This is a genomic window from Pseudovibrio sp. Ad13, from assembly GCF_001623225.1.
In the GTDB taxonomy this organism is placed as follows: domain Bacteria; phylum Pseudomonadota; class Alphaproteobacteria; order Rhizobiales; family Stappiaceae; genus Pseudovibrio.
In genome coordinates, this window is sequence record NZ_LMCC01000008.1 from 1 (window position 1) to 12,143 (window position 12,143).

Consider the following 12,143-nt stretch of genomic DNA (forward strand, 5'->3'; position numbering starts at 1 on the left):
CAGTGGCGAACAGGGAGGCGCGGTCGCCTGCCTTGGTCTGGGCATCATAAAAGCGGGCGTTGGTTTCATCCCACTTGTTGGTGAGTGTGGAGCTCATGCCAAGGGCGCGCACCACTTCCGCGTTGCGGCGAGCGCCGGAGCGGGTGTTGCTGCGCTGTGCGTTTTGTGAGGCCAGTTCCCTGGAGGGATCGCGGCTCATGAACTCGTTGGCAAGAACGAGAGAGAGGATGATGACTGCGCCAGCCAGTGCCAGCATACCGAGCCAGAAGTGCAGCACGAACACCAGACCCAGATAGATCGGCATCCATGGAATATCAAAGAGCGCGGCTGGACCCTGACCACCCCAGAACTGGCGCATGGTTTCCAGATCGCGGATCGGGTCTACGTTTTTGCCGCTGTTGCCCATGCGCAGTGGTACGCGCAAATTGGCAAGGAACGCGGTGCGCGACAGACGGGCATCAATTTCCTGAGAAATACGCGACAGGCCACGAGCACGGATGCCTTCCAGCAGGGCAAAGAACAGATAAAGGATACCGGCGAAGCTGGCGATGATCACCAGTGTTGGCACGCTGTGGCTGGCGAGCACGCGATCATAGATCTGCAGCATGAACATCGGACCCGTCAGCATCAACAGGTTGATGACCAGACTCAAGACCCCAACGCCCGCATACCCGGACCGAGACGCCGCAAACGCCTCTGCCACCATAGGGCGCTTTGGCTGCCCACTCTTCGATGTACTCATAGATACTCCCGAAACCACCTGGCCCCAAACTTCAGTGCGCGGCACGTCCTCCCAACGAACGATAGGACGCCTGTTACGCTACAAAACTCGTGGTTATGCCCCAACAAAAATTGTGGTCTCCATAGTATGTAAATCGCACACTATTTGAAAGGGGTAAGACGCTTAATTTTGCTCATGCATTGAAAATGAGGGAAATACCGCAAACTTATGATTTGATTAAATAATTATGCAACCTGCCATTGCGGCAGGTCGCACATTTTTCTACCTCTTATACAAACGTGAAATCGTCTGCATTGATGAGGCTGGAATCAACGCCTGAAAGGGTGATGGAACCACCGTCGTAGCTGACGAGTGTGTCTGCACCAGTGTCCTGAATCGTAAGGTCTGCAAAGCTGTCTGCACCGCTTTCAAATCTCATAAAGTCAAGGCCATTGGAGAAGTCAACGATCGTGTCTGCACCGCAGTTGATGTTGAACACGAAGGTATCACGACCAGAACCGCCCGAAAGAGTGTCGTCACCGAGACCACCTTCGAGGGTATCGTTACCAGCATTGGCATAGAGACCGTTGTCGGCATCGTTCCCGATCAGCTCATCATTACCTGAACCAGAATAAGCATTCTCGATCACGGTGTCACGCATGATGGTCATGTTGCCGGTCAGACCGTTCACGTCAGAGTAAGTCTCTGCCACCAAAGAGATTTTCTGGTCAGCGCGAACAGAGCTGAAGTTGATGCTGTCGTTGCCGCCATTGTCCATGATGGTGAACGTGGCCGGGTTCAGGTCTGCAATGTCGTCATAGTAACCGCCAGCGGTGGAGTTTTCACCGTAAACGGTGGATCCGGTGCGTAGGTCGGTTGCTGTGCCGTACAGGTCCTGCATGGCAAGGATGTCTGCAATCATTGGTGTGACGACGTAGGCACGGCTAGCGTCGACGCTGGTGTTCTCCACCTGATCGAAGTAGGACATGATTGTGCCCTGCCAGGAATCGTTGGAGTAGTGGTTGTCCACGCCGTAAGTCGCGCTGCCGTTGTAATTGCCAGCATGACCCAGACCGAGAGCGTGGCCGATTTCGTGCACGTAGGTCTGGAAAGCATAACCGTCCAGACCGGTGCCATAACGCGCAACCCAGTCCGTGCTCACATTCACGGTTGAAGAAACGATGGTGCTGCCGCGTGTTGTCGAGTTTGCGTAAGCGCCGCTGTCGTTGTCGTCAAATGTGATCTGAGCGCCGGAGTTGACAGTTTGGAAGTCGATACCGGTGACTTTTGTCCAGGCTTCCAGAGCTTTGGTTGCAAGCTCACGGCCAGAAGAGTTCAGGCCATTGAGGTTGACGGTGAGAGACTCACCCGGGCTCACGTCAAACGCACGACGACCACGGCCTGAGTTGTTCCAGTACCCATCGGTCAGCTGGCTTGCAATCTGGTCGTTGGTGAACGCGTTTGGATCGGTTGGTGGGTCAGTTGGGCCGCCGTCTGCATCAACGGAGAGTCTGTAGTCTCCGGTGTAGCGATCATTGTAGGATGCAGCGCCAATGTAATAGGTGCCGGTGGATGTTGCGGTGAAGGTGATTTCGGAGTTACGTCCGCTGCCGCCATCATCGTCTGTTGCGATTTCGTTTGTGTTGGAGTCGTAAAGGTAAAGATATGTATCGGAAACGCCCCCACTTCCGATGCCTTCCATTGAAATTGTGTAAGTTACTCCGGCCTGTACCTCGAGTTTAATTGCGTCTTTATCGCCAGAAAAACTCAGCGTTCCCTCAAAAGTGTCACCCGATGAAATAGAGTATGGGGTCGTCGTGCTATATGGCGCGTCACCCCCTTCAATAACTCTTGCCTCTTCAACGTGATTATCTCTAAACATATTATCTCCCCTAGAGTAATAGTAGTAGTAAACCATCTAAACGTATGAGGGATGCACTGAAAGGCAATATAAATGATCTTTGGATTCACAGAAGAAAGTAGTATCAACACATCTACTGGTTGAATCATTGACGAACTCTCGATGTGTGAATAGAATGCAAAATATATTATTTTAGGTATAAAACATCTGAATCTTTCAAATATATCAATTCAAAATATTAATATATTTGGGTAAAATAAGTTTACCTACTGATAAATAATTCTAAAAACTGACCAGTTGATCAAATAATTGTAGTATGTTTTTCTTCTGATCTATTCTAATAAAGAGATGTTTAATACTTAATTATATTTGTTGATTCGAAGAATTTATCAATTCACGAAACTGTGAGATTGATGGCGAGATGCCTGTATATACGTGAAAATGCGTGATTTTGGTGGAACGTTTTATCAAATTAACGGAGCTAATCCGGCAAGTTGACCTATAGGGAAGTATGTATGCTGAAGTGAGCTCATAAAACACCCCGGTCAATGGGGCTTGACCAGGGTGAGTTGTGGGCAGGGTACGTCTCTACCCAGGGGAAATATTTTCCTGAATGGCTCAGGAGGAGATTCTCCGCCCCTGGGTACGCTTTGCAGATACGCGAGGCCGGAAAGCGAGATGGAGGCGGGGCGGAGAACGTTCCTGTGCGTATCTTCAGCCTGCGGAGGGGTGCAGAGCGAAGAACGTGATCACAGGCTTGCCATAAATTGCTGGTTCAGGTCGATTCCGTAGCCCGGCGCGGTTGGCTTTTCAAAGCCACCATCCACCAGCTCGGCTTCTGGCGTCACCAGATACTTGCGCAGCTCCCCATCACAGAAGTCCGGATGCACATACTCAAAGTAAGGCGCGTTGCCGACTGCGAACTGATAATGGATCGCCGCTGCCGAGGTGATGCCAGTCTTCCAGTTGTGCGGCATCACCTGCACGTTGTGCGCGGTCGCCATCTCGGTGATCCGGCGCAGCTCTGTCAGGCCACCGCAACGGTTATAGTCAGACTGCAGCAGATGCACCTTGCCTTTGGTGATCCATTCTTCTGCTTCAAAGCGGGTGGTGCTCATTTCCGCACCGCAAATGCGGGAGCGGGTGTTTTCTACCAGTTTGGCGTGGCCACTCAGGTCATCGTGCTGCAGCGTCGCTTCTGCGAAATACAGCTCCAGATCCTCAATGGAGTTGAGCAGGCGGGCAACGTCATACCAGTCAGTGAAGCGGTAGAGGTAATCCACCATCATATCGGTGTCATGGCCCAGAATACCGCGCAGTTCGCGCAGGTAATAGCCGACGTCTTTGATGCTCCAGTCTGCTTTGATCGGCACGCACACTTTCACCGCGCGGATGTTGTGTGCCTTGGCTTTTTCAAGCAGCGGGGCGTAGCCTTTGATGGCAACGTCCAAAGACGCATCCACAGGAATGGCTGGATACAGTGTCAGATACGGATGGACTTTGTCTTTGTTGGTGCCGCCAAGCAGTTGATAGGCTGGCACGCCAAGCTGTTTGCCCGCAAGGTCATAAAGCGCCATGTCGATGCCGGAGAGGGCGAACATGCCCAGTCCGCGCATGCCCTGCCACTGCGTGGCGTCATACATGGAGTCCCAGATGGCGTTGATTTCGATCGGCAGACGGCCAATGACTCTTTCGGCCAGGTTCGTTAGCCACTTATGTTCAGTTTCAATATTGGAATAAGCGAAAATTGCGTCCGGAGATCCGTCAGCTTCGCCGAGGCCGTAGACACCGTTTTCGTCTGTAATCTTGACGACAACCGTGTTCTGGCTCCAGTTGCTGGCTTTGTAATTGACCGGAATAAACTCGACGGACTTGATGGGTGCGACTGCTGGGTTAAGTGCCAGTGACATGATGTGCTCCTAAGAGAAAGGCGCCAGTTTTTGCTGGCGCCCTCATGTGCTTTATTATTTTTTGCGCATTGGAAGTTCGACACCGTTGGCAATGTCGCGGTGCAGTTCTCTGAGGAACGAGACCGCAACAATGCCGAGGATGATGACCATCAGCAATCCGCCAACAACCGTTGAGATCTGGATGGTGCCCAGGTCTCCGCCGATCAGGTTGATCACCACCGGGATGATGCCCAGGAACAGAGCCCAGACAAGACGGTTCCAAAGTGCTGGATCTGCACCATCTGGCAGCTCTTTGGTGGTCATCGCTGCAAGAGAGAAGGATGCCGCATCAAAGGTGGTTGCCATGAACACGATCGCGGAAACGCACAGGCCAATGATGAACAGAGTGCCCAGTGGCAGGTTCGCAAACATGTCGATGATCACGGTGAAGGAGCTCTGGCCAGCTGCCAGTGCTGCAGGTGCATCAAAGATGCCTGCGTCCAGAAGGCCAATGCCGTAGTTGCCGAAGATTGCGAAGAACACTGCAGTGCCTAGAGAACCAAACAACAGGGTGCCCAGAACCATCTCGCGGATTGTACGGCCACGGGAAATCTTCGCGAAGAAGAGACCCTGGAACGGACCGTAAGAAACCCACCATGCCCAGTAGAAGATTGTCCAGTCAGACACAAAGGTGGAGTTCTCTGCGTATGGCTCCATGTAGGTGCTCAGACGCACGAAGTTTGTCACGAGCGCACCAACAGACGTGGTGAAGGACTTGATGGTGGTCAGGAAGTAGCCGCCGAAGAACAGCACGAAGATCAGCAGGCCAACCGCCAGGAAGATGTTGAAGTTGGACAGCTTCGCCATACCTTTTTTCAGGCCAAGCGCGGAACTTGCAGCAAACAGCGCAACCACGATTGCAAGAGCTGCAAGGTTCATGGAGGTGCCGTGCTCAATGCCAAGCACTTTGGAGAAGCCAGCGGCAACAACCGGTGTGCCCAGACCAAGGCTGGTCGCACTTGCAGTCACCAGACCGATCATGATGAAGATATCGACCACGTTGCCCAGAGGGCCTTTTGCACGTGTACCCAAAACGCCCTTACAGGATTCTGAAACTTTCAGAACCGGGTCTTTGCGGACATAATAGTAATAGCCGATGGTGATGGAGCACACGGAGTAGAGTGCCCATGCACTAGGACCCCAGTGGAACATGCCCGTGGTGATCGCCCATTCTTTGGCCAGCTCTGTGCCCGGCTCAAGACCCAGTGGCGGCGTGGACATGTAGTAGATCCACTCGCTGGCGCCACCCCAGAGGATGCCGGCGCCGATGCCTGCACTGAAGATCATCGCGACCCAGGAGATCGTGTTGTACTCAGGCTTTTCATCAGGCTCACCAAGTACGATGTTGCCGTACTTGCTGAAAGAAACGCTCAGGCAGAAGATCAGCGACAAGATCGCTGCCCACATGTAGAACGCGCCAAATTCGTTTGTCAGATAGCTCTTCAAAGAAGAGATAACTTCTTTACCGGAGCCCGGTGCAGCAATGTCTGCTGCCAGAATGCCCATTGTCGGTAGGAGTACCGCAATGCCCCCGACGAAGAAGTTCGTCTTATCCAGTTGTAGTTTAGCCATGGATGCCCCCATTTATTATTCGAAGACGAAAGAAGCGAAAGATGCTTCCTTCACTGCGTCCCAATCCATTTCCACGCCGAGCCCGTTGCCCGCCGGCGCGTGCACATATCCCTCTTTGTCTGTGCGGATTTGGGTTTTACTTGCCAGCTCAAACGCCTCGTAAGGGTAGAACTGCTCGAAGTAATTGCAGTTGTCGTGAGCCAGAGCGACGTGCAGGTTGGCAGCCTGTGTCAGGGTGTATCCCATGCTCTGGATTTCCAGGTTTTTGCTGTGGCCGGCCGCGATCGCGAAGCATTTGTTCAGCTGAGTAATGCCGCCGCAAACAGTCGCGTCCTGACGCACGTCTGACCACATCCCAGTGCTCAGCGCGTGCGTAACTTCCTGCAATGTGAGCAGGCAGTTGCCATGGCTGGAAATTTCAAGATCCGTATTGGCGACAAGGCGCTGATAGGTCTTGTAGTCGTAGTCGGAAACTGGCGCTTCAAGCCATTCCCAGTCATGACGTTCCATCCACTTGGCCATCTTCATGGCCTGTGCTGGTGTGTAGAACGTCGCTGTGTCCAGCATGAAACGGATGCCGGTAGAGCCGTATTTGGCCTGCACAGCTTCCACCAGCGCTACATCCTTTTCATAGATGCAGTAGCAGTGCAGTTTGATTGCTGTGAAGCCGTGCGCAATGCAGTCGTCAATGTAAGGGAAGTATTCCTCTACAGTGTCGAACATTGGCGTGGAGGCGTAGGACTTGATTTTGGTCCGGGCGCCGCCAAGCAGCATGTAAAGCGGCATTCCGGCTTTTTTGGCCTTGATGTCCCATGCTGCAATGTCGATTGGAGACTTCGCTGGCAGTCCACCCCAGGTGCAGCGTGCTCCAAGCCAGTTGTTGAGTTCCTGAGTCATCAGCGGATTTTTGCCGATGAGACCGGGAACGATGGTACGCAGAGATTCAATGATGCACCGATCAAAGAAGTTCTCTGTGTAGCTCATAGTTGCGCCAAGACCCTCGGTTCCATCCTCGGTGAACAGGCGTACAATGTTGTTGGTGTACAGCAGAGGTTCCTGATTATCCGCCCAGGGAATAGGGGGCGCATTCTCATCAGCCAAAGCATAAAGCTCGACCCGGCTAATTCTGCAGTCTTCCATTTTTAACTCCCAGTGTGCCTTGAGGCACCTTCCTTATTGCCCGACTTTTTACAGAGCGCTGCCAGCCGCACGCATCGCCTCGCGCAGCTCTTTTGTGTCGACATCCCTGTAATTGATCGCTTTGTCGATTTTCTGTTTTGTCGCCACAGCCGCCGCATGTCCCAGCTCAAAGCACTGGGCAGTAACGCGGGCAGAAGCGAGCGCTTCGTGTTCGGCGCTCAGGCACCGTCCCGCGACAATCACGTTGTCCAGCTCCTTCGGCACCAGCGTGCCGTATGGAACCTCATAGTAATCTTCCATCAGCCAGTGCAGTTTGCTCTTCTCACCGGCGTGCATCTCAATCGGCCAGGAGGAGCGGACCACGCCGTCCTCAGGCTTGTCACAGTTTGCAACATGCTCGTTCGTCAGGGTGGTTTCGCCGCTGATGGTCCGTGTTTGGCGAATGCCCACTTCTGGTGGCATGTCAATCAGCTGGGACTCTTCAAAGCCTTTGATCTTGTCCTTGAAGAAGCGGTGGTACTCGCGCGCCTGACGACGGCCATAGACTTCCGCGTATGTGAAATCAGCAGGGTCCACCACGTTCAGCAACCGGTTGTCCTGACCTGCCAGACGGGTGCAGTTCATCAGGAACACGCCCTTTTGCGGGGTTGGGAACACCCAGACTTTGTTGCGGGGTGTGTCGTACTCTCTGCTCTCGAAAGCTGTTTTCAGCTGTTCGATCATGTCAGGCGGGCAGATGGTGTTCTTGCCGAAGTAATCGTAGAAATCGCTTTCCACCACGTCTGACAGACGGAAGATCATGGTCGGGTTCTGAATGGCACCCTTATCGCCGAAGCTGTACTCACACCCCGCTTTCGTCACGAGAGCCGCATCTCCTGACGTATCAATGAATGCTTTTGCTTTGAGGAAGGTGCTGCCTGCCTTGGAGTCTACACGGATCGCGGTGATCTCATCGCCATCGCGGACCACCTCGGTCATGTAGGTGTGGTAGAGGCACTGAACGCCGGATTCCTCAAGCAGATCGTCCGCAGCTTCGCGCCAGATCAGCGGATCAAAGGTCACCACGTGGGTGTTGCCGTAGATTTGTGGGGCGGTGGCACCGCCTTTGGCCAGCAGGCGAGCACGAAACTCTTCTGCGAAACCGAAAACAATTTGCTTGGCGTCTTTGTTTTCGATGTCGTCCTGGGTGAGGAACAGACCGCAGATAGTACCTGACAGGCCGGCAACTGCACCGCCGCCACAAAACCCGTTTTTCTCGATGAGGATTGTCTTCAAACCGCTGCGGGCACTCATAACAGCCGCAGCAACACCAGATGGGCCACCACCGCAAACAACAACATCTGCTTCAGCAAGAACAGGAGATGCGGTTTCTGCTAGGGCAGTCTCTTTCCAGTTTTTCATGGGTGCTTACCTTGTATGCCACAATTTATGGCTGTTTGCTTTAGTTCTGAGTCCATGAGGACAGTTTTCGGAAACATATCCTCAAAACTGACATATTAGCAACCTTAAAAGCAAAAACTGGCAGCTAGAGCAATGGTAATAACCCTTAGAAATCGATAAATATCATGAAATACTGGCTTCTGAGATGCCGATAATGATGTGCTGACATGCCAGAGGGTTTCGGTAAATTTCAGAGTATCAGTTCATGATAAAGCCCTAATTACTTTAGCCTTTTTAGTTTATCTAAAATCCGCAAAGCGCAGAGAACCCATGAAATCTAAGTGGTTTTTGCGTGACAGAATGACACAATGCCGAAGACTGATAGGTTACATTATCTAGAAGGGGTCCAGAACTGATATGGCAGCCAAGTGAAAAACCACCAAACAAGATCCGATCGGCTGACATAGCAGCAAAAGAAAAGAAGAGACCGCTGGCAAATCGGGAATGCACTGTGCTACACTGTGATACAACTGACGCAGAAATAATGCTTTTAAAACAGGGGGTAACCGTGGCTCACCAGAAAACTCAGGCTGAGCTTGCGCGCACGGAAATTGAGAGAAAGTTGTTTTTCAACGAGCTTGATGTTTCAGCTCTGTACTCTGAAAACAAACTCGCCTCTCTGTTGGATCTGGGCCGAACGCCCGTTCGTGAGGCGCTTCAGGCGCTGGAGCAGGATGAGATGCTGGCCATCCATCCGCGCAAAGGGGTTCAATTCCTCTCCATCACCGCAGAGCAGCAATTGCAGCTGCTGGAAGTGCGCAAGCAAATTGAACCGATCTGCCTGAGATTTGCGGCCATGCGCGCCTCAACCGACCAGCGCCGCGAGATGCTGGCGCTCGGGTCACTCATCGTGCAAAGCGCGAAGGATGAGGATGAGAAGTCGCTGCTGTCCAATCTGCAGGACATCCACCGCATCGTGACGGAAGCGACCAACAACCCATACTTCCATCATAGCCTCGCTCGCGTGCAGAGCCAGTCACGCCGGTTCTGGTTTGCCAACAAAGACAAATCCGACAACCTGTTATGCTCGTATCATCATGAAGCAATCATGCGCGCGGTTGCCATGGGCAATGAGGACGAAGCCGTCAAGCAATCTGGCTTGCTGCTGGAGCACTTGACCGAATCTGCTTTCAAGGCCCCAAACCCGGGCTGAGCAGACGCAATCTGAGCATTGAAATGAGAACGGGTGAGTCGCAAGACCTGCCCGTTTTTTCGTGCCAATATGCGGTTAGTCCACGCCTTCGACGATCACGGTTTCCACATCAGCGATGCCAATTCGAAACTCGCGGGCGGTCTGGTATTCAGGAGAGTTGTAGCAGTTCAACGCGTCTTCCATGCTGTCAAACTCCACGATGACATGACGATGGTATTCTTGACCCTCGAGTTGCTCCGCCCTTTCGCCGCGCGCAAGGATGCGGCCAGTGTGTTTTCGCAGGACACTCGGAGCGGCCTCGATATAGAACCGATAGATATCAGGATTTTTGATATTGACGCGGGCAATCCAATAGGCTTTTGGCATCTGTTTTTTGTTCCTGAATCAAAGGTTTCTGACCGGCGGCAGACCATAATCTTTGGGTCTCACGGGAGCCAGATCATTGTCGTTCGTGCATTATAGAGCGCTTGCCTGAAGGCGTTACTACCGGCTTTTGACCAACCAAAAATTCAAGTGAATCTGACGCTAGGGCCGTTTCTTAAAATGCGCTCAAAATCGGCAAAATAGAAAATTGTTCTTGATTAAACGGCGAGCTTTGCTAGTTTGCTAACACGAATTAGCAATGGATTGATGTTGCCTTTTCCGGGAAATCAAAGGGCTAGCCCTGAGAGTGTTTGTCGGAATGCGACGGCATCAGCCTGAAGACGGAATCACGAGGCGAACAGCCTCTCTGGTTCTTCATAGTACATTTATTCGCGGCGGACTTCTGAGCTTTCTTCAACCCTGCTGGAAGTCTGGGTGTTTGTTTGACCCGCCCGCGGTGGCGGGCACATGGTGTGAGTGGGGGCTTAAGTGCTTAAAGGGATCAACCCGATCATTTTCCCGGACCTGTTAAAGATCCTGCACGAGATGGGGCATGGAGATGAGATCGTGTTCAGCGATGCGCATTTTCCGGCCTATTCCGTTTGCGACACCGTGCTGCGTGCTGATGGGTGCGAAGCGACAGATCTGCTCAAAGCCGTCATGCCGCTTTGGGAACTGGACCAGTATGACCCCGAAAACGTGATGATGATGGCCGCCGTGGAAGGTGACCAACTGCCGGATGGACTGGTGGACGACTACCAGAGCGCTCTGCCTGCAGGAGCTAAAATCACCTTTGTCGAGCGGTTTGCGTTCTATGAAAAAGCCAGGAAGGCCACCTGCGTTGTGGTGACAGGCACGACACGCAAGTATGGCAACGTCATTATCAAGAAGGGCGTGATCCAGAGCTAATGCGCTTCCCCGCCAAGTGGGTCCGGTTTTCGGATTGGGGGGAGGCGTGCAAATGAGGCAACGGGGACTGCGGCAAAACTCTGGGAGGAGTGCTGCAAGCAGTCAGGTATCAACCGGGTGCCTCAGCCATTTCAAATTGCTGATCTGCAGTCGCAGCACCAGTCGGGATCTGTGCGTTCTCACTGAGGTTTGCAGGCCAGTATTGGGGGGAGAAAAAAATGAATACCATCGTCAGGATGACGGGTATTGAAAAGACGTTTCCGGGTGTGCACGCCCTGAAGAATGTGCAGTTTGACTTGCGTGCCGGTGAAGTTCACGCCCTGATGGGAGAGAACGGTGCTGGCAAATCCACCTTGATGAAAGTTCTTTCCGGTGTTTACACCCGTGACGATGGCAAGATTGAAATCAACGGTACAGCGGCTGACCCAAAAGGGCCGCGAGAAGCGCAAGACCTCGGAATAGGCATCATCCATCAGGAACTTAGCCTGATGAACGATCTGACAGCAGCGCAGAATATCTTCATTGGCCGTGAGCCGCGCCTGAGATTTGGACGTCTCGATGAGGCTGCGCTCAACCAGAAGACTCGCGACATCTTTCAGAGCATGGCACTGGATTTGCAGCCTGACGTGCTGGTTGGCAACCTGACCATCGCCAAACAGCAGATGGTGGAGATCGCCAAGGCACTCTCCTATCGCTCGCAGGTGCTGATCATGGATGAGCCGACCGCCGCGCTGAACGACAAGGAAATCGCCGAACTGTTCACCATCATCCGCCGTTTGAAGGCGGAAGGCGTGGGCATCATCTATATCAGCCACAAGATGGACGAGCTGAAACAGATCTCCGATCGCGTCACCGTCATGCGCGATGGCGAGTATGTGGGCACCGTCCCTGCCGCTGATACGCCGGTCAACGAGATCATTTCCATGATGGTTGGTCGTGAGGTGAAAGAGGAAGCCGTGGACGTGCCGGACCTTTCAGCAGCAGACGTTGCGCTGGAAGTGAAGAGCCTGAACCGCGGCACCGAAATTTTTTTTC

The 12,143-nt window shown here is 52.9% G+C and carries 10 protein-coding genes; 3 read left to right on the plus strand and 7 right to left on the minus strand.

What is annotated here, in order from left to right; translation table 11 throughout:
* From PsAD13_RS11335 to PsAD13_RS11365, 6 genes are all read right to left on the minus strand, one after another.
* A partial coding sequence (locus tag PsAD13_RS11335) for an ABC transporter transmembrane domain-containing protein (RefSeq protein ID WP_244275153.1) occupies nucleotides 1-742 on the minus strand: 742 nt, incomplete at its 3' end.
* Between the two features lie 268 nt (nucleotides 743-1,010).
* Nucleotides 1,011-2,603, minus strand: coding sequence for a M10 family metallopeptidase C-terminal domain-containing protein (locus tag PsAD13_RS11340; protein ID WP_063318241.1), 1,593 nt, complete (start codon nucleotides 2,601-2,603; stop codon nucleotides 1,011-1,013).
* 728 nt (nucleotides 2,604-3,331) lie between these two features.
* Nucleotides 3,332-4,492: a mandelate racemase/muconate lactonizing enzyme family protein gene (locus PsAD13_RS11350; RefSeq protein WP_063318243.1), complete on the minus strand. Its 1,161-nt coding sequence runs from the start codon at nucleotides 4,490-4,492 to the stop codon at nucleotides 3,332-3,334.
* Between the two features lie 54 nt (nucleotides 4,493-4,546).
* Entirely contained in the window at nucleotides 4,547-6,103 is a 1,557-nt protein-coding gene (locus PsAD13_RS11355) for a BCCT family transporter (protein WP_208986548.1), read from the minus strand.
* 15 nt (nucleotides 6,104-6,118) lie between these two features.
* A complete protein-coding gene (locus PsAD13_RS11360; protein WP_063287997.1) occupies nucleotides 6,119-7,243 on the minus strand; it encodes an enolase C-terminal domain-like protein in 1,125 nt (374 codons plus the stop codon).
* A gap of 48 nt (nucleotides 7,244-7,291) precedes the next feature.
* Nucleotides 7,292-8,644: an FAD-dependent oxidoreductase gene (locus PsAD13_RS11365; protein ID WP_057461528.1), complete on the minus strand. Its 1,353-nt coding sequence runs from the start codon at nucleotides 8,642-8,644 to the stop codon at nucleotides 7,292-7,294.
* Between the two features lie 547 nt (nucleotides 8,645-9,191).
* Between PsAD13_RS11365 and PsAD13_RS11370 the strand changes: the two genes are divergently transcribed.
* Nucleotides 9,192-9,836, plus strand: a complete 645-nt coding sequence (locus tag PsAD13_RS11370) for a GntR family transcriptional regulator (RefSeq protein WP_063318245.1) — start codon at nucleotides 9,192-9,194, stop codon at nucleotides 9,834-9,836.
* Between the two features lie 75 nt (nucleotides 9,837-9,911).
* Here PsAD13_RS11370 and PsAD13_RS11375 read toward each other — a convergent pair whose 3' ends face one another.
* Complete coding sequence (locus PsAD13_RS11375) at nucleotides 9,912-10,202, minus strand: DUF1330 domain-containing protein (protein ID WP_063292884.1); 291 nt, start codon at nucleotides 10,200-10,202, stop codon at nucleotides 9,912-9,914.
* Nucleotides 10,203-10,688: 486 nt separating this feature from the next.
* Between PsAD13_RS11375 and fucU the strand changes: the two genes are divergently transcribed.
* Together fucU and PsAD13_RS11385 are read left to right on the plus strand one after the other, a co-directional pair.
* Complete coding sequence (gene fucU, locus PsAD13_RS11380; RefSeq protein WP_063318244.1) at nucleotides 10,689-11,108, plus strand: L-fucose mutarotase; 420 nt, start codon at nucleotides 10,689-10,691, stop codon at nucleotides 11,106-11,108.
* Between the two features lie 218 nt (nucleotides 11,109-11,326).
* The coding region (locus tag PsAD13_RS11385; protein ID WP_153040880.1) for a sugar ABC transporter ATP-binding protein at nucleotides 11,327-12,143 on the plus strand (817 nt) is incomplete at its 3' end.